At 41.9% G+C, this 19263-nt stretch carries 19 protein-coding genes and 2 tRNA genes; 13 read left to right on the top strand and 8 right to left on the bottom strand.

The window, feature by feature from the left end:
• Positions 1-8: 8 nt before the first annotated feature.
• From nusA to tpiA, 6 genes are all read right to left on the bottom strand, one after another.
• A complete protein-coding gene (nusA, locus tag ACT3SX_RS05820; protein ID WP_192518347.1) occupies positions 9-1493 on the bottom strand; it encodes a transcription termination factor NusA in 1485 nt (494 codons plus the stop codon).
• A 168-nt stretch (positions 1494-1661) separates the two neighbouring features.
• Entirely contained in the window at positions 1662-2162 is a 501-nt protein-coding gene (gene rimP / locus ACT3SX_RS05815) for a ribosome maturation factor RimP (protein ID WP_192518348.1), read from the bottom strand.
• Positions 2163-2621: 459 nt separating this feature from the next.
• A tRNA-Met gene (locus ACT3SX_RS05810) sits at positions 2622-2698 on the bottom strand.
• Between the two features lie 124 nt (positions 2699-2822).
• Positions 2823-2907, bottom strand: a tRNA-Leu gene (locus ACT3SX_RS05805).
• 142 nt (positions 2908-3049) lie between these two features.
• Entirely contained in the window at positions 3050-3358 is a 309-nt protein-coding gene (gene secG / locus ACT3SX_RS05800) for a preprotein translocase subunit SecG (RefSeq protein WP_192518349.1), read from the bottom strand.
• Positions 3359-3526: 168 nt separating this feature from the next.
• The gene (tpiA, locus tag ACT3SX_RS05795; protein ID WP_192518350.1) at positions 3527-4315 is read right to left on the bottom strand and encodes a triose-phosphate isomerase; all 789 of its coding nucleotides are present in this window, start codon (positions 4313-4315) and stop codon (positions 3527-3529) included.
• Between the two features lie 624 nt (positions 4316-4939).
• Here tpiA and pilB point away from each other — a divergent pair.
• The 4 genes from pilB (at position 4940) to coaE (ending at position 9819) form a co-directional block, all read left to right on the top strand.
• Positions 4940-6658 (top strand): type IV-A pilus assembly ATPase PilB, encoded by a 1719-nt coding sequence (pilB, locus tag ACT3SX_RS05790; protein ID WP_192518351.1) that lies wholly within the window; start codon positions 4940-4942, stop codon positions 6656-6658.
• Between the two features lie 222 nt (positions 6659-6880).
• A complete protein-coding gene (locus tag ACT3SX_RS05785; protein WP_192518352.1) occupies positions 6881-8104 on the top strand; it encodes a type II secretion system F family protein in 1224 nt (407 codons plus the stop codon).
• Between the two features lie 25 nt (positions 8105-8129).
• Positions 8130-9029: a prepilin peptidase gene (locus ACT3SX_RS05780; RefSeq protein WP_192518353.1), complete on the top strand. Its 900-nt coding sequence runs from the start codon at positions 8130-8132 to the stop codon at positions 9027-9029.
• 97 nt (positions 9030-9126) lie between these two features.
• The gene (gene coaE / locus ACT3SX_RS05775; RefSeq protein WP_192518354.1) at positions 9127-9819 is read left to right on the top strand and encodes a dephospho-CoA kinase; all 693 of its coding nucleotides are present in this window, start codon (positions 9127-9129) and stop codon (positions 9817-9819) included.
• Here coaE and rlmB read toward each other — a convergent pair.
• Together rlmB and ppnP are read right to left on the bottom strand one after the other, a co-directional pair.
• Positions 9782-10552 (bottom strand): 23S rRNA (guanosine(2251)-2'-O)-methyltransferase RlmB, encoded by a 771-nt coding sequence (rlmB, locus tag ACT3SX_RS05770; RefSeq protein WP_192518355.1) that lies wholly within the window; start codon positions 10550-10552, stop codon positions 9782-9784. The genes coaE and rlmB overlap by 38 nt on opposite strands.
• 231 nt (positions 10553-10783) lie before the next feature.
• Positions 10784-11119: a pyrimidine/purine nucleoside phosphorylase gene (gene ppnP / locus ACT3SX_RS05765; protein WP_192518356.1), complete on the bottom strand. Its 336-nt coding sequence runs from the start codon at positions 11117-11119 to the stop codon at positions 10784-10786.
• A gap of 664 nt (positions 11120-11783) precedes the next feature.
• Between ppnP and recN the strand changes: the two genes are divergently transcribed.
• From recN to ACT3SX_RS05720, 9 genes are all read left to right on the top strand, one after another.
• The gene (gene recN / locus ACT3SX_RS05760; protein WP_192518357.1) at positions 11784-13463 is read left to right on the top strand and encodes a DNA repair protein RecN; all 1680 of its coding nucleotides are present in this window, start codon (positions 11784-11786) and stop codon (positions 13461-13463) included.
• A 140-nt stretch (positions 13464-13603) separates the two neighbouring features.
• Positions 13604-14167, top strand: coding sequence for a YqgE/AlgH family protein (locus ACT3SX_RS05755; RefSeq protein ID WP_192518358.1), 564 nt, complete (start codon positions 13604-13606; stop codon positions 14165-14167).
• Between the two features lie 57 nt (positions 14168-14224).
• Positions 14225-14761 carry a Holliday junction resolvase RuvX gene (gene ruvX, locus ACT3SX_RS05750; RefSeq protein ID WP_192518359.1) on the top strand — a complete coding sequence of 179 codons (537 nt, stop codon included), beginning with the start codon at positions 14225-14227 and terminating at the stop codon, positions 14759-14761.
• 216 nt (positions 14762-14977) lie between these two features.
• Positions 14978-15511, top strand: a complete 534-nt coding sequence (locus ACT3SX_RS05745) for a hypothetical protein (RefSeq protein WP_192518360.1) — start codon at positions 14978-14980, stop codon at positions 15509-15511.
• 62 nt (positions 15512-15573) lie between these two features.
• Positions 15574-15900 carry a sulfurtransferase TusA gene (tusA, locus tag ACT3SX_RS05740; protein WP_192518361.1) on the top strand — a complete coding sequence of 109 codons (327 nt, stop codon included), beginning with the start codon at positions 15574-15576 and terminating at the stop codon, positions 15898-15900.
• 120 nt (positions 15901-16020) lie between these two features.
• A complete protein-coding gene (locus ACT3SX_RS05735) occupies positions 16021-17214 on the top strand; it encodes a methyltransferase (RefSeq protein ID WP_192518362.1) in 1194 nt (397 codons plus the stop codon).
• A gap of 24 nt (positions 17215-17238) precedes the next feature.
• On the top strand, positions 17239-18177 hold the full coding sequence (xerD, locus tag ACT3SX_RS05730; RefSeq protein ID WP_192518363.1) for a site-specific tyrosine recombinase XerD: 939 nt from the start codon (positions 17239-17241) through the stop codon (positions 18175-18177).
• A gap of 45 nt (positions 18178-18222) precedes the next feature.
• Entirely contained in the window at positions 18223-18561 is a 339-nt protein-coding gene (locus ACT3SX_RS05725; RefSeq protein ID WP_318779506.1) for a DUF3817 domain-containing protein, read from the top strand.
• Between the two features lie 86 nt (positions 18562-18647).
• On the top strand, positions 18648-19263 hold a 616-nt coding region (locus ACT3SX_RS05720; RefSeq protein WP_444753511.1), incomplete at its 3' end, for a hypothetical protein.

The following is a 19263-nucleotide window of genomic DNA, read 5'->3' as shown; positions in this document are numbered from 1 at the left end:
GTTACCGCTTATTCATTGAACCAAGATTCCCGAGCTTTCATGATGAGTTTTCCTGCGGTTTCAGAGTCTAAACCTTCGATATCTTCTAGATCGAAGACTGCTTGTTCTGCCAAATCATCAACGGTAATAATATCTTTCTGTGCCATTTTATAAGCCCAGCTGACTGTCATACCTTCAAGATCTTGTAGCTCTTGACTTGGCTCTTTCATGTTCTGTTGTTTGACTAGCTCATCAGCAATGACTACTTCTTTAGCACGCTCTTGAATCATCTCAATCGCTTCATCGTCTAGACCTTCGATGTCATAAAAAGTTTCAACTGGTACGTAAGCCACTTCTTCGATACTGGTGAAACCAATATCGACAAGCGCTTGAGCTAAGTCTTTATCCACCTCTAAACGTTCATAGAATAGTTCAATAAACGCTTTAGATTCGTTTTGTTGACGCTGCTGATACTCTTCTTCTAGCATCATATTAAGCTTGTAGCCTGTTAGTTCAGAGGCTAAACGTACGTTCTGGCCTTGTGAGCCAATAGCACGTGCTAATTGGTCATTGGTACTAAAGATGATATCAGCAGTCTGAGTATCTTCATCTAAAATAATACTACTAACGTCAGCTGGCTCTAGAGAACTGATGATAAATTGGGCTGGATCGTCTGACCAAACCACGACATCGATACGCTCACCATCAAGCTCTTGTTGTACTGCCTGGATACGAGTACCACGCATGCCGATACAAGCACCGACTGGATCAATACGATGATCATTGGTCTTAACTGCTATTTTAGCACGAGTACCTGGTAAGCGCGCGACATTGCGAATCTCAATAATTTGTTCAGCGATCTCAGGTACTTCTTTTTGCATCAATGCCGATAGCATTTCAGGATGAGTACGAGAGAGTAGTAACTGGGCGCCGCGGTTTTCACGGTTTACATGATATAGGATGGCATTAATACGTGACTTTGCACGTAGCTGCTCACGCGGAAGCATTTGATCACGTGACAAGTAACCTTCGGCATTGTCACCCAAATCGATAATATAACCATCACGTGTTTGTTTTTTGACTTCGCCATACATCATTTCACCAATGCGTGGCTCAAAAGCATCAGCAACAAGCGCTCGCTCAGCTTCACGAATCTTTTGGATAATGACCTGTTTGGCTTGCGTGGCAGCAATACGACCGAACTCAATCGATTCGATCTGCTCTTCTTTTACATCACCAATTGACCACTCTTCTTGGTCCAGATCAGTAATCGCTAGCTGGCAAGCAGGCATCTCATGGTCTTCATCTGCAACCACGGTCCAGTAACGATAAGTATCGTAATCGCCAGTTGCACGATCAATAGCTACCCGTACGGCCACTTCTGGCTGTTCGGTGTATACTTTTTTCTTGGTAGATACCACTAGAGCGTCTTCTATGGCTTCAAAGATATCTTCAGGATTTAAGCCCTTTTCATTACTGACAGTTTCTACTACCGTTAAGATTTCACGACTCATGCTATACCTGTCCTATCATTTTTTAATTGACTTAAATTTTATAATTTGAGTATTAATATTATATGTCCACCGTAAGATTTACGCTGTATGGATATTTAAATCTCGATTTGTTATAAGCTGCCGGTGACATCAAACTAAACATATTTATAAAGTAAACGTTCTAATCTGTTAAGCATCTTCATAAATTAAATTAGCTTTATCTATGTTACTCAATGCAATCTCAAACTGCTCACTATCAGCGGCCGTCAACTGTAAAGAAGTTTCATTAATACTGTCTAGAGTACCTGTCACTTTACGACGTTTTTGGTCACCATTACCAATAGCTTGTATCAAACGTAAGCTAACTGTCTGACCGACATACCCATGCATCTGCTCATCTGAGAAGAAAGCACGATCAAACCCTGGTGAAGACACTTCTAAAATATACTCACCAGCAATTGGATCATGTACTTCAAGAATGCCACTTACTTGATGATTTACTGCAGCACAGTCTTCAATGGTTACCTGCTTATCTTGAGCTTGCTCTTCTGGCAACGCTTCAATATAAATGCGTAGCAAAGAACGGCGTCCCTGTGGCGCAAATTCTATACCCCATAGCGCCACATCACAAGCGGCGACTGCAGGGGCAATAATATTAGTCAGTTCTGCAACTTTGGTCGAAAGCTTCATAATCTATTTATATCTTCCTATTCACGTATCTATCGTACTTAATAAACCGTATTGAATTTGTCTGTTATCTCTTATTTGTATTTGGTGTAAACCGTCATGTAGTGGATGACACCATCATAATATTGTTTAATATCACAAGTGTACTATTATGTATCTCATTTATTTATATAAGTTTAAAAATATCAAGCTCAGCCGGATAATGCTTTTATTATTCATAAAGCAGTACTATCAATAAAAGAATAAGGAATAAGAGATAGTATGCTTAGGAAACATCACTCTATGAATGCTGAGTAACGACAAGCTACAATAAATGGCAGCGTACTCTATAGAACTAGAGCTTAACATAAGTAGGATAGCGCGCGCGATAACACTGATAGTCAGATACAAAAAAACCCACAAGCATAATGGTGGGCTAATAGTTACTGACAAATTTAGTGTACAAAACATCAGTATAAAAAGTGGTAGCGGGGGCTGGATTTGAACCAACGACCTTCGGGTTATGAGCCCGACGAGCTACCAGACTGCTCCACCCCGCATCAATCTAGAACGCACATTCTATAGAGGTTTCATATAAGTGTCAATGTTTATTTTAAAATAAATTCAAATAAAGCAATCGATAACTATAAAACAAAACCTTACGCTGTGCTGCGTATTAAAAATTGGTGCGATTGGGGGGACTTGAACCCCCACAGCTTGCGCCACCACCCCCTCAAGATGGCGTGTCTACCAATTCCACCACAATCGCATTTTTACTACTGTGTTTTCAATATCTCATCTACTGTAATAGATGCTTAAGGTAGGCACCGATAGATAAAGACTCGTAAAAACAGAAAAGCATTGTAAATCTAACGTATCAAAATAGCAAGAGCTACACGCTCAAAAGATATTTAATGAGAATCTTGAGTCAATGGGCGCGGTGTCTGTGGTGCTGAAACTGGCGCATCTAAACGAAACTGATCTTCGGCTTGCTTACGTGCATGCACAGCTAACGTCATACTAGTGATAAAAAATATCACTGTTAAAACAGCGGTCGCACGCGTTAAAAAGTTGGCAGTTCCTGCCGCACCAAACACCGTACCTGATGAGCCAGCACCAAAAGAAGCTCCAGCATCTGCCCCTTTGCCATGCTGTATCAAAATCAAGCCGATCATAGCAATCGCCACGATAATATGCAGGGCTAATATAAACGTAAACATGGTGGCCTCTTTTGCCGCGTAATGACGACGGATAACGGAAAAATAAATCTTAAGTTTAATAAAAATAACAATCAGCGTGTCATGACGCTAAATCGATTATATAAATAAGGCGCATTGTACACGATTGCAAGGGTACTGTTAAACCTACTTTTTTAACTCAGTATTAGCTTAGCTAAAAGCTTTGGCAATCGCTATAAAACTCTCTGCTTTTAATGAGGCGCCACCAACTAATGCACCATCAATCATTGAGTCTAAAGCAAAACTATCCGCATTATCAGCATTGACACTACCGCCATATAAAACCGTCATTTCTTCCAAGTTGTCAGCAAAGCCTGCAACCGTTTGTTTTATATGTTGATGGGTTTTACTAACCTCATCCACAGTAGGTACTTTACCAGTACCAATCGCCCAAACGGGCTCATAAGCAATGATTAGACGCTCTGCTAATGAAACGGCAATATCTGGTTGTTGATCCAGTAAATCTTTAATGACTGATAGCTGAGTATCAATGACGTCAAGCGTTTGTTTCGCATCATACTGTGTCTGAGTTTCACCAATACAAAATACTACACCCAAGTTTTGTGTGAATGCGTGAGTCATTTTTTGCAATAAGCATTCTTGAGATTCTTGATGATACTGACGGCGCTCAGAGTGACCAAGTATCGTCCATGTTGCACCAGCGTCAAACACTTGTTGTGCGGAGCAATCACCAGTATATGCACCGGTAGTTGCACTATGAGCACTAATATCTTGTGCGCTACACAGCACAGACGTATCTTTCAAACGAGCACTAACTGCTGCCAAATGAATATCGCTTGGTGCCACCATTAAGTTGCAGCAATTGCTTGAAAATTTTGTATCAGCATATATCGTCGTCAACAAATCCTCTAATAATGTATCGACATCGCGACTTGTTGCTGGATTCTGTTTCCAATTACCTATTACCCAAGCTTGCATACTCATCTACCTTGTCTCATGTATTCCTGCCAATTCGGCTAATGTGCGTGGCAGTATAACAAATAATTCTCAAGTGCTATAGTATCCTAACGCCACCAAAAAATAGACTTTTAAAATACAAGGGCAACTGACATTATTATAAGCTGTAACTGTTTACCTGTTGGCTACTTAATGGTCTATATAACTTTTTGCAACTAGTGTGTTAAACATTCATAGATAGTCATTATCAGTATTACTGGTCAAATGTTCAACATGTCCTAAACTAAAGCTCTATAATAAGGTCTTCACCTAAAACATTGTCAGTAATCTAGCACACTAAATCAACGGTAACATAGGCTATTAGAAGCAACTATTTATTAAACCTCCTGTAAAGGCATTTTTTATTTATAGTTAAAGGAAATCTAAGGCTCGTCCCCAAAAGGGTGCAAGGCCGCCGACTATAATTCCTATAAGTAGTACGTTTAGTGATAGGGATGGATATCGCTGTAGCAGTGCTCTGACTATACTTTCATTAGTAACAGCACAAAGACTATCGATGATTGATAAAATATGTCTATTAAAGACTATAAATAGTATATAGTTTTCAAAAAAATAAAGCATACTTAGTATTAAGGAGAGGTCGTAATGTCTATCACATCTAACAAATATGGCGGTTTAGCCCATCAGCTCATCAGTGATGGTATCGTTAGCGAAGCGAACATGAAAGTCGCGCAGACTGAGTCACAGCAGCAGCAAATAGGCTTAGTACCTTACCTAGTAGATAATAAATTGGCTGATGCCTATCATCTTGCTAAGATGCTGTCACAAGCTTTTGGTGATCCTCTCTTTGATCTTGATGTTTTAAATACTGATGTCGTTCCAAAAGACTTGGTGGATGAAAAAATTGTTCGTAAATTTAATGCCTTGCCATTATTTAAACGAGGGCAACGTTTATTTGTTGCACTCAGCGACCCCACTCGTGTCGATGCAATTGATGCCATTGCCTTTAATTCTCGTCTATCTATTGAAACCATCGTCGTCGAAGAAGATAAGCTAAAAAAACGTATTGAAAGCCTATATGCCGATGCGATGCAAGATTTTGACAGTTTCTCAGATGGCGACTTGAACATTGGGTTTGAAGAGGGTGAAGAAGATGAGGACAGTGATGGTGAAACCAAACTAACCGATAACGTTGACGAAGCACCCGTTGTAAAGTTTGTTAATAAAATGTTGGTTGATGCTATTCGCATGGGGGCTTCTGACTTACATTTTGAACCGTATGAAAAAACGTATCGAGTAAGGTTTCGTGTCGATGGTGTGATGCAAAAAATGGCCAGTCCTCCAGTACAGCTAGCGGGGAAAATTGCTGCGCGCTTAAAAGTCATGTCACAAATGGACATTTCAGAACGCCGTATACCGCAGGATGGACGTATTAAACTTAAGCTCTCTAAAAACAAAGCGATTGATTTTCGGGTAAACTCATTACCAACCTTATTTGGTGAAAAAATCGTCCTACGTATTTTGGATCCTTCATCAGCCATGCTTGGCATTGAAGCATTGGGTTATGAACCGGATCAGAAAGAAATGTTCTTGGAAGCATTGCATAAACCTCAAGGAATGTTACTGATTACTGGACCGACTGGTTCTGGTAAAACAGTATCACTCTATACAGGTATTAATATCTTAAATACTGGAGAAACCAATATTTCAACCGCTGAAGACCCGGTCGAAATTAACCTAGAAGGCATCAATCAGGTCAATGTTAACCCCAAGGTAGGCCTCACCTTTGCCAATGCCCTTAAGTCTTTTTTACGTCAAGATCCCGATATTGTGATGGTTGGTGAGATTCGAGATCTTGAAACTGCTGAAATTGCGATTAAGGCAGCACAAACAGGCCATATGGTACTGTCAACCTTACACACCAATTCAGCCCCTGAAACGCTGACACGTTTACGTAATATGGGTGTGGCTTCTTTTAACATCGCAACCTCAGTCAATTTAGTCATTGCCCAACGTTTGGCACGTCGTTTGTGTAAAAACTGTAAAAAACCTATTAATATTCCTCGACAAAGCCTACTTGAACTTGGCTTTACTGAAGTCGATTTAGATGATCCAGACAACGTTATTTATGAGCCCGTAGGTTGTAATGAATGCCGTGAAGGTTACAAAGGTCGTGTGGGTGTCTATGAAGTAATGAAAGTGAGTCCAGATATTTCACGAATTATTATGGAAGATGGTAATGCGATAGATATCAAGGATGCAGCCATCAAGAATGGCTTCCGAGACTTACGCCGCTCTGGTATTTTAAAGGTGTTACAAGGCGTCACTAGTATTCAAGAAATGATGCGTGTGACCTCTGAGTAACCATTCTTAAAAGAGTACCAACACCGTTATTTTTCATAGCTATTCACTAAATATTTATATTTTTATAAACCAGCAATATTTCGTACTAGATATACTTAAATATAAAACAGATATATACTGGCTTTTTACGTTAAAATAAAGTATGCCGCTTTGCAATAATGAGTCAGGCATCGTTATACATCTTTGCAAGATCTATATTAGACAATATTTGAGGGTAGTAACATGGCAAAAGCGAAGACCGACATGCTGTTAGACTTTGTCTACGACGGGGTAAACCGACGCGGACAAAAAGTAAAAGGAGAAACCACCAGTCGCAGTTTAGAGCTAGCAAAAGCGACTTTGCGTAAACAAGGTATTTCTGTCAAAGGCATTAAGAAAAAGCCCAAGCCCCTCTACACCTTCAAAAAACCTATTAAACCCATCGATATTGCTATTTTTGCTCGGCAGCTAGCAACGATGATGAAAGCAGGTGTGCCGCTGACACAATCTTTTGAGATTGTCGCCGATTCACTTGACAATCCTAGTATGAAAGACTTGGTCTTGCAAATAAAATCAGATATCGAAGCAGGTGGCACCTTTGCTTCTGCCTTACGCAACCATCCACGCTACTTTGATGATCTTTTTTGCTCCCTTGTCGATTCTGGTGAGCAATCAGGTTCTCTTGAAACCATGCTTGAAAGGGTGGCAACTTACAAAGAAAAAAGTGAGCTGTTAAAGGCTAAGATTAAAAAAGCCATGAAGTATCCGATTGCGGTAATTGTAGTCGCTATTATTGTTACCATTATTCTTTTGGTTAAAGTTGTACCTGTGTTTTCCGGATTATTTGAATCTTTTGGCGCAGAACTACCAGCCTTTACCCAAATGGTGGTAGGTATGTCAGAATGGATGCAGGAATGGTGGTTTATACTTATCATTCTTATTGGCGGTGCCATCATTGGTTTCTCAGAAGCTAAGAAAAAATCTAAAAAATTCCGTGATTTTTTAGATCGCGCCACATTGAAAGCACCAATATTTGGCAATATTGCTTATCAAGCGATTATCGCTCGTTTTGCTCGTACGTTATCGACTACTTTTGCCGCTGGTGTACCCCTTATTGATGCGCTTGACTCTACTGCTGGCGCTACCAACAATGTTGTGTTTTATAACGCCACTCAACAAATTAAAAATGACGTCTCCACTGGTCAGCAATTGCAATTCTCCATACGCTCAACCAACCTTTTCCCAAGTCTAGCCATTCAAATGGTCGGTATCGGTGAAGAGTCTGGTAGCTTAGAAGATATGCTGGACAAAGTGGCTGTTTATTATGAAAACGAAGTGGATAATGCTGTAGATGGACTGACCAGTTTAATGGAGCCCTTAATCATGTCAGTATTAGGAGTATTAATTGGTGGTTTAGTCATTGCCATGTACTTACCAATTTTCCAAATGGGCGCTGTGGTAGGTTAAAAGCGAATTCAAGGACTGCTATTTCATGCAATTTATACAGTTACTGCAAGACAATACGACTATGGCTTTAGTCGTATTTGGGCTATTAGGTCTTTGTGTTGGCAGCTTTTTAAACGTGGTGATTCACCGTACACCACTCATGATGATCTATAGTTGGCGACAAGAATGTAGCCAGTTTATGTCTGAACAAGTAGACATGCCGCAAGAACATACTCAGCCCTTAACCACTATCGTCGCTGCTGACCAGCCTATCACTTTGAGTCGACCTGCCTCACGTTGTCCTCATTGTGCTCATAAAATAAAGTGGTATGAAAACATACCCCTAATAAGTTGGTTAGTATTACGTGGACGTTGCTCAGACTGTAAAGCAGCTATTGGCCTACGTTATCCTATCGTTGAACTGGTCACTGCGCTACTATCAATACTCGTCATTTATCAATTTGGAGTTAATGCCGCTGGGTTGTCAGCGTTGATTTTAGTATGGACGCTTATTGCGTTAACAGGCATTGATTTTGATACTCAGCTACTACCCGACCGCCTAACGTTTCCACTAGCAGGTTTGGGGTTAGCAGTGAACTCACAAAGCTGGTTTGTCTCGCCAACACAGTCAATTTGGGGACTGCTGCTTGGGTTTTTATCATTATGGATAGTGGTGAAGGTGTTTTATCTTATTACGAAGAAACACGGTATGGGGCAGGGAGATTTTAAGTTGTTAGCTGTACTGGGTGCTTGGCTTGGACCCATGATGCTGCCATTGATTATTCTATTGTCATCATTGCTAGGGTCAGTGGTTGGGATTATCCTAATGAGACAGCAGGGTGAGAGTAAGCCTTTCGCCTTTGGCCCTTACATTGCGATTGCGGGTATCATTGCTTTGTTGTATGGCTCAGAAATCGTCAACTGGTACCTAGGCATGTATCCTTAACCATGTACTCTTAACTAAGTTATTGCTACAAACCGTCAGTTTTCTATTTATAACCATCTTTATTATATTAACCAAATTAACCAAATAAGTCATTATTATGTCCACACACACGATTGCCTCTTCATCTTATTCACACCTACCACAAAGCCAAAAAACCAACAGAAAGGCCTTAGTAGTTGGTTTGACGGGTGGTATCGGAAGTGGCAAGTCTGCTGCTAGCGCTTGGTTTTCTGAACAAGGTATTGATATTATTGATGCCGATGTAATTGCCCATGACATTGTTGCCAAAGGCAGCTCAACCCTACAAAAAATCCAAAAGAAGTTCGGGGACTGGGTGTTGAATGGTGATGGAACGATGGATCGAGCTGCCGTAAGAACGCACGTATTCACCTATCCTGAAGCATTGATTGAGTTAGAGTCAATCACTCATCCAGCGATACGTGAAACAGCCAAAGCCCAGTTGGCAGCTAGCACCTCACCTTATGTGGTTTTATCAGCACCCCTACTCATCGAAGCTGCCGAGGCAGGGCTCGCTAATCTATGCCAACGCATTTTAGTGATGGATGCTACCGAAGACACACAGCTGTTACGTGCCAGTCAGCGTGATGAGCAAAGTGTACAAAAAATTAAAGCCATTATGGTTAACCAACTGAGCCGCGAAGAGCGTAATCGTCATGCTGATGATGTGGTGTTAAACGAAAGTGACCTTGCGGCTCTATATTCACAGCTAGAGCCCTTACATCAAGAGTATCTTATACTGGCCCAGCAGCTAAAGTTCGCTGCCGATTGACTTCGTATAACGCCATACCAGTAGCAACACTCACATTTAGGCTTTGCAAGTTGCCATGCTCGTTGCCAGACATTGGAATATAAACCAGCTCATCACAGCTCTCCATTGTCAGGCGGCGCATCCCTTCTCCTTCTGAACCCATAATGACTGCCGTCTTACCAGTTAGGTCTGCAGCATGTATCGGTTTCGCATCTGCATTTAAAGCCGTGCCAAACACGAACACACCTGCGCTTTTGATTTGTGACAGCGTGCGTGCCAGATTGGTGACATTAATGATAGGCATCATCTCCGCAGCACCTACTGATACTTTGGCCACGGTCGGTGTCAAGCTAGCAGCATGATGCTTTGGACATACCACTGCATCCACACCCATCGCTACGGCAGTACGCAAGCAAGCACCAAAATTATGTGCGTCTGTAATTTGATCTAAGACTAATAACAAGCACTGCTCACGTCCAACAATAGTATCAAGCAAACCTTCGCTAGCGAAGCCTAGTGGACGAGCATTTAGTACCACGCCTTGGTGTTGTGGACTACCACACAATTGCGTCAGCTTGTCTTTTTGCGTCGGTTGGATGCTGATACCATTATCTTTTGCCGCTGCCATTATCGCTTGTACATGACTGTCAGTCTCTCGCCCTTGCTGTACAAATAAGCTAAGTCCATCGAGCGGGCGATATTCGAGCAAAGCATCAATCGCATGAATACCATAGAAATAAATAGGTTTTGCCATAATAGGCCTACTGATTATTAAGTGGTTGTTTATAAGATAGTTAACGCCTGATGCGATAAAACAAAAAAAATCAATTAGAGATATAATTGTAGCAAGGCATTGGGGTTAAAAGGGTTAAAGCATTAAAAAAAGAAATAAACAATACCCATCAGATATCGTTTATTTCTTTTGGGTGATTAGCAAATAGCGTGTTAAGAGCACTAAGCTCAACCAACTGTCTTACCAACCAAATTAGCCTTCTAAGTGACAAACATATTGCACAATTTCTTCTGTTCGTAAATTAAAACCACTATTACCCTCAACGACAAATGATTGACCTGCACGGTAGTAGCTGAACTCTTCTTCACCATTGGTTTTGACTTCGCATTCGCCGCTAGTGATTTCGATACGTTCGGAGGTATTAGTGCTAAAGTGATAGTGCTCGACCAAATTATCACAAGGTAAAATCACACCCAATGTCTTATGTCGACCATCTTCGAACATAATAGTATGGCTAGAACAACGACCATCATACGATACCGTTGCTTGGGCATTAACTGTTACGTTAGTAAATTGCGCCGCTGTCATAGTGGCTTCCTTATCAAATAATTATTGCAAAACTAAAAAATAAGTAACTGAGTTAAGTATAACTAAAATGTATATCCTTGGAAGTATGCACTCTAGTTTCTACCTTTTTGAAGTTCGAACCTATACTCTAACTATAGGAACAGACTTTACAAAGACGAATTGGCCTAATGACCGACCTGCCTGACGCTAGCACTATACTTGCTTCATTTGAAGGTATTGTGACTCATTGTCAGGTAACATAAAGCATAAAACTTAATAGTAAGAGTTTATCATTATGTGAGATTATGCTACCACATTATATCTATAAAGTTTGTTAAAGCGATTAGGAAAATTTTGGCTGATAGCTAGTTTTAAACTTCTTGACTGCTAATTTTTTGATGATAATGGCTGGTTTCTATTTGGCTAACTTATTCAATTTATGGTTAATATTAGCCATGCTATGATGAAGATTAACCACTAGTTTTTATAAATTTTATGATGATATCTCTTTCTAAATTTATTGTATTCACTACCATTAAGATTTGTATTTAGCTGCATTTAACACCATAATATTTGCCGACCACCTTGGTAATATTAACCAAATAGTTTTTTCTTATTCATCCGATTTTAGATATAACTGTCCAGCTTTATAGGTCAGTTTTATTGTCTATCATGAGAGGCGTTGATGCTAGTATCATTAACTTTACATCAGTTTGCGTTGATTGCTCAGCACGAGCTAAGTATGGCTGAGGGCTTCAATGTCATCACTGGTGAGACAGGTGCGGGCAAGTCGCTATTATTGGATGCATTATCGTTATGCGTAGGCGAGCGGGCCGACAGCGCAATGGTCAGACATGGTGCTGCACATGCAGATATTTATGCGCAATTTGATGTAGTAAACAATACCGTCATTGCTGATTGGTTCGCTAAAAATGATAGAGCGCTAGAAGAGCCAGAAGTATTGATTCGCCGTCAGCTTAGTAATAACGGTCGCTCAAAAGCATGGTTAAATGGGTCGCCAGTCAGCCTGGCTGAGCTAAAGACATTGGGTGCGTTACTCGTCAATATCCATAGTCAACATGCTCAGCAAGCCTTACTCAAACCACAATTCGTCGTGCAATGGCTCGATGAAATGGCGCAAGTCACTCCATTAGCAGCACAAACTACCAGTAGCTATCAGCATTATCAAACGCTCAAGCGCCGTGCTGATGACATAGCCAGTCGTGAAGCCCAGCGCCAAGATCGCATTGAGCTGTTACAAAGCCAACTCGCCGATATCGCACCGTTATTAGAAGTTGATTACGCGGAAATTGAAGCAGAGCACGAAGAACTGTCTAATATAGAATCGTTGATGCAAGAGGCCAGTCATGGCTTACATCTACTCGATAATGATACCGATGAGCCGGATGTCATGACCTTATTAGGACAAGCAATCAAACTCTGCGACAATCAAGTGGGCGTGAGCCAGACCTTTGAACAAGCGTCTGAACAGCTGCATTTAGCACAACAGCAAATCACTGAAGTGACAGGATTACTATCAGACTACGCTGAGCAGCAGCTACCTGATCCTGAACGCTTACAGACATTAGACAGTCTTATCAGCTTGGGTCATCGCCTATCCCGTAAGCATAGCCTCCCAGCTAGCGATTTAATCGATGAAGCAAAAGACTGGCAAGCGCAATTGGAGCAGTTAGAAAATGAACCTAGCAGCGATGTCATGGCTATCCAAATTGAGCAAGCTTGGCAAGAATATTTAACGCTAGCCACTAAGCTAAATAAAGAACGCTCAAAAGCAGCGCCCGTCATCACTAAACAGCTAATAAAACAACTACAACCGCTTGCGCTACCCAATGCTCGCTGCGAGTTTGTCTTTACCGAAAAATCAGATCCTAGCCAATATAATGCCCAAGGCTGCTTTGATATTGACTTGTTATTTAGCGCCAATGTCGGTATGCCGATGCAGCCGCTACACAAAATTGCGTCAGGTGGCGAGCTGTCGCGGATGGCACTGGTCATGCAAGTACTACAAGCCACCAATGCGGACAATAACGCGGCCAAGCCAATGCTGGTATTTGATGAAGTCGATGTCGGTATCAGTGGTGGCACCGCGCAAGTGGTTGGCGAGCTGTTACGCGAGCTGGGCCGTACGCAACAGTTATTGGCCATCACCCATCAAGCACAAGTAGCCGCGCAAGCACATCAACATATATTGGTACAAAAGCATCATAATGAACAAACCCAAAGTGAGCTGCTGATTTTGACAGACAACGCCCAAGTCGATGAGCTGGCACGTATGTCGGGCGGTGTGACCATCACTGATGTTACCCGTGACCATGCCCGCAGCTTATTAACAGATGTGAAGTAACAGGTGGTGGCTCGTCACTAATATTATTAGTATCACTCACTAACGTCTCATAATGGCTAAATATTTGCTTTAGTTGATTTTTTGCTCGCTATCGCCATATAGTGGTCTTTCACCTTTATCGTTAGGTTTCATTTGTTTCTATGTCTAAAGCCAATTTGACTCACCATTTCTTAATCGCAGCGCCAGAGTTGTCAGACCCAAGGTTTGAGCAGGCGCTAATCTATATTTGTCGTCATGATAAGCATGGTGCACTCGGTCTGATGGTCAATCGTCCGTTGGAACAATCACGAGTGGGTAAGCTGTTGGAAGACCTCAGTATTGAAGTCACTAACCCTCAAGTGATGGAAGATGTGGCGTTAGAAGGTGGACCTATGTACCCGGAAGTTGGCTTTGTTTTGCATACAGGTCAGCCAGAATGGGCGTCTTCTTTTGCGATATCAGAAAACGTCTGCATTACTACCAGTCAAGATATTCTGAAACGTATCGCCGCAGGTCAAGGCGTCGGTCACTATCAGCTGTGCTTGGGTCATGCCAGTTGGGGTAAGAAGCAGTTAGAGCAAGAATTGAATAATGGCGATTGGTTGGTTTGCCCTGCTGACTTAAATTTATTATTCAATACGCCATTTGAAGAGCGCTGGCAAATAGCCGCTGATAAAATCGGGATCAATTTTGACTACCTAAGCAGTGATATCGGTCACGCTTAACCTCATATATTCTATAAACGTAGAAATAAAAAACCCAAATAGGATACATCCGTTACTATGGCAGATAGCACCCTTATAACAGATAGCATCAATTCAATAGAGACTGAGACGGGCATTGCTGAAGCGACCGTTAAGCCGCACCTTGTTTTAGCCTTAGACTATGGCGTCAAAAAAATGGGCATGGCACTTGGCAATACCATTACCGAGACAGCGCGTGCCTTTGATATTTTAGCGATGAATAATGGTCAACCAGATTGGGACAATCTACTGGGTATTGTCAAAGTGTGGGGGGTCTCAAAAGTGGTCGTCGGTCTACCACTTAATATGGATGGTAGCAGCTCAATGTTGTCTAAGCGCGCGCACAAATTCGCCCGTCGTCTAGCGCACAGAGTCATGGAACAGCACCTGCCAGTAGTCGTCACACTCTGTGATGAGCGCTTAACCTCAGTTGCCGCGCGTGAAATAGCGTGGGAAAATGGCTGGATTCAACATGAGCGCGACCCGATTGATGATATCTCTGCCTGTATCCTAATGTCGACGTATTTTGCTGATCCAACTAGCAGTATCGCCATTGATGCAATCAAAGCCGATTAGCTTAACAATTATCAGTTTAGCTAAGCAATCAGTTTGGCTAAGCAATCAGCTTGCTACTCGAATACTGCCCATTTCTGCTATATAGTTAATCCAATTTGAAAGCGTTACAAGGAAACCGAGCGTAGATGTATATATAATACTTCAAGTGAGGTTAACGCTGTAACTCTTTTATAGTGGATTGACTATATCATCTAAACGGATAAATGACTGATTATTATGACTATTGTTTCAGACCAATCCACGCAAAATAAATCGCAACATGGTTTTGCTCCGCTTGCCATCGCTCGCATCAAAGGCGCACAACGAGCAAACCAAATAGCGATTTATCTCATTTATGCTGCTATCTTTGCGTTTATGGTCTTTGGCACCATTGCTAGTATTAAAGCCTTTCATGACAATCAATTGCTTTATCAGTTATTTTATAACCTGCCCTATGCTTTGGTTGCGCTCACGATTCCTATTACCCTGTATGATGCTCTAGTCGTTTATCGCTATCGCTTAAACCAGCCGTCGATGATTGCTATGAGTATCGGTGTATCGACCATCATATTGATTGGTGGGTTATTATTCGCTGACACTGCATGGTTGGGGTTGTCCTGTTGGTTGGGTGTGGCTTTTTTATTCAAAGTGAGTTTCAAGCGGTTTTTTAACTTTTTAGAAGTGGCTGACTTGCCTGATACTGATGAAGCGCTAGAGACAGACGAAGTGCTAGAGACAGATAGTGTAGAAAACTCAGAAAGTACGTCCTGACTCCTGACAGGCGCGTAAACAAATTATCCATTATTAAATTTTTAGATTAATTAAGTATAATTATGACAACTTCAACAACAGATACCTCTATTAACCATCATCTAGACACGCAAGGGCTTATTTGCCCTGAGCCTGTGATGATGCTACATCGAGTCATACGCAAAGCAGACAGTGGCGAGGTGATCGAAATACTAGCCACCGACCCTGCTACGACACGCGATATCCCTAATTTCTGTCGTCATCTAGGTCATGAACTGTTGACTCAAGAAACGCTCGCGGAAAATGTGAATTTAAATGTCGATCCTGATGAAATAACCATTGATAGCGATAATACCGCACCTATGAGTGTGACGCTTTATCGCTATCTGGTTAAGAAAAAAAGTGCTTAAATGTACTCGATTGACCACAGTAAAGCATTGATCACAGCAGAACATTGACAGCGCAATAAACAATATAAAGATATCTTTGCACTCTAAGCAAAGTATCTTTCACAAAAGGTAGGCTATTACGTGTTACAAACAGAAAAGCAGTATGTACAGTGGCAAGAAAACGAGACTCTACATAATGCTGTTTGGTTGTCTGAAAGCAATCATATGCCACCTGCGCGCATTGTGTTGGTCGATGATACAACGACCGCAGATGATGCTTACCGCTTAGCTTGCGAGGGTACATCACTGCTATGGCGCGGTGACTTTCATAATGCACGCCAGTTATTACAGGCGCTCGGTCGCCGTATAGATCGTACGAACGAACGCTCTGAGCTACGTAAAATGAAAAAAGCTGCAAATAAACCTAATGCGGCAAGTGTTCAAGGCATTCCCAACTTATTTCATCAGCAGCGCCAACTGCAAGCCCAGCGCTCACGTATATTGAGCCGCCTGCTACTAGAGCTCGATGCCAATTATGTCAGCCAACTACGCCGCGCACCTGATGTCAGCGCCGCCTGTACAGCCGCTTTTGGCCCATTAGATACAGCGATGGACACATCTTGTGTACTGTCGTTTCGTGACTTGCAAGGCGCACTTGGCGCAGCAGGATGGCGCGAAAAAGGCGTCCCGATAGACAGCTTAGGGTTATCCATTTTTCCGCATTATGGTGTCTTTGCACCAACTCGTCATGAGTATGTACAGCTATTACTCGATGCGGCGCTACCAGACACCTGTGATGTCGCCTATGATATCGGTACTGGAACGGGCTTACTGGCGATCATCTTAGCGCAGCGCGGTGTTCCACAAGTAATCGCAACAGATTTAAATCCACGTGCTTTGGCCTGTGCCAACGAGAACTTTACACGCTTAGAACTAACTGCCGTACAGTTACAGCAAGCGGATCTGTATCCGACTGACGCACCACTCGCCAATCTGATTGTCTGTAATCCGCCTTGGTTACCTGCTAAGCCAAGCTCATCTCTTGAGTATGCTGTCTATGATGCCAAGAGCGCGATGCTACGCGGCGTGTTACAAGGTGCTAAACAGCACTTAGCTGAGCATGGACAGCTATGGTTGATCATGTCGGACTTAGCTGAGCACCTGCAACTGCGCACTCGTGATGAATTATTGAGCTTGTTTGCCGATGCTGGATTGTCAGTAAAATATCGTCTGGACACCCAACCTAAGCATGGTCGTAGTCAAGATGATAGCGACCCTCTGCATGTCGCGCGCAGTGCTGAAGTCACCTCGTTATGGTGTTTAACGCTTATCTAACAGTCAACCGTCGAGTATTGAATTATGAGCCGTGATCGTGCCGTGCAACAGCGCCAACCTAAGGCGCTGGCAGTAGATGACGAACCCAGTTATATGACAGAGTTTCGTCAAGCCATGCTGGCGCGAGGGCTTGCCACACGTACTCGTAATGCATATGTCCGCGACCTGCGTGCCTGCGAGCTGACCAATCCTGTTGCCTTGACTCGCTGGCAGCCTGATGACGTGCTGCACTGCTTATCAAGCCTTACTCAAGAAGGCAAAACCCCACGTACCCAAGCACGCATGCTCTCAAGCTTGCGTCAGTTTTATCTATGGATGATTGCCAGTAATCTGCGTGAAGACAACCCTTGCGAACGTGTCAAAAGCCCAAAGCTCGGACGACCACTACCGAAAGATTTGGCTGAGGCGGATGTCGATAATCTACTTGCCTCGCCTGATACTAGCACTGCGCTAGGACTCCGTGATAAAGCCATGCTAGAGGTGCTATATGCCTGCGGTCTGCGTGTGAGTGAATTGATTAATCTCTCATTAGAACAAGTGAATCTAAACTCAGGTTGGCTACAAATCACGGGTAAAGGCAATAAAACGCGACTGGTGCCCCTCGGCGAATATGCAGCGGATGCATTGGAAGATTATCTGTCTCATGCTCGTGGAGACTTGATTGCTCATTTGAAATCAGGAAATTGCCAAGCGGTGTTTTTAACGGCGCAAGGTGGCTATATGACGCGGCAAAACTTTTGGTATTTGCTTAAAAAATACGCCAAAGTCGCCAGTATCGATAAAGAATTGTCACCGCATACGCTACGCCACGCTTTTGCCACGCATTTGCTAAATCATGGCGCTGATCTTCGTAGCGTACAGTTATTACTTGGGCACAGTGATTTATCAACCACGCAAATCTATACCCACGTGGCGACAGCGAGATTGCAGAAATTGCATGCGGAGCATCATCCGCGAGGTTAGCATTGAAGTTTAATATTTATTAATGATCGTCAAAAGGATTACAAAGTGTCGCAAGCTCAGACACCTCCCTTGCATACTCTAACTGAAAAGCAAAATTTTGCTCTCAAGAAATTAACCATTATGTGTTATTTAGAAGGCACGTCTTTTCTACTGTTGCTGGGTATCGCCATGCCATTAAAATATATGCTGGGTATGCCTGAAGCAGTGAGTTATGTCGGCCCATTGTATGGGATACTATTCGTTGCTTATATCATAGTGCTGATCATCACAGCGAGCAAAATAAAAATGCCCCTACGGGCACTGCCTGCAGGTGTAGTTGGATCTTTCTTGCCATTTGGCCCGTTTATATTTGATCACTTGTTTAAGAAGCATTTGAGAGGGTAACCCATCTTTTTTGATTGTGTTAATTTTAGACTTGGTGAGTTACGCATCCGCTAGCTCACCCTGCGCGCTTATAGGTAGGGTAAAACATGCTGACTGTAAGAGAAATAAGAGATATTTTAAATTATAATTTTGTGTGGCCGATAACTAATGGCAAAATCTATCAATTAAATAATGATAAAGATAGTATCTGCTATGATAATTTATGTGGCGAGCTAAAATTTAACGAGAACAAGCAGTTAGAGTTCTATGTTGAGAAGGAAATTAGCTATTCTGAGCAGAAAGTTTTATATGAACAACAAGAGCAAATAGCATCTAGTCTACAAAGTGGTAAGATGTATAAGCAGTTTCAATTTTCTAAATTGGAATTCACTGATAAAAAAGATCGAGTTTGGATTTCTAGCAGGATTCTAACTATCAGCGGGTTAAAACTAAATTCTAGAAAAATTATCATTAGTTTAATCATTGACAATATTAACCTGACCAATATTTTTCGTAATAACAGCTCTCTATATTCTTATTCTTCTGATGATATAAATATTATTCCTAATAATTACTCAAGAACTCTCACTGGACAAAATAGGTTAAATAAATATGAGTTGAAAATACGAAATACCTCAGTTCTTCAAATAAGAAAGTTTGAAAAAAACTATATATACTCGATATATTCTAATATTGAATCAAAGGCAGTAATATTTCGTATAT

The sequence above is a fragment of the Psychrobacter sp. AOP31-B2-9 genome (assembly GCF_052378005.1).
Taxonomy (GTDB): Bacteria; Pseudomonadota; Gammaproteobacteria; order Pseudomonadales; family Moraxellaceae; genus Psychrobacter.
Note: the sequence above shows the minus strand (reverse complement) of the source record. Positions and strands in the feature narration are given on the sequence as shown.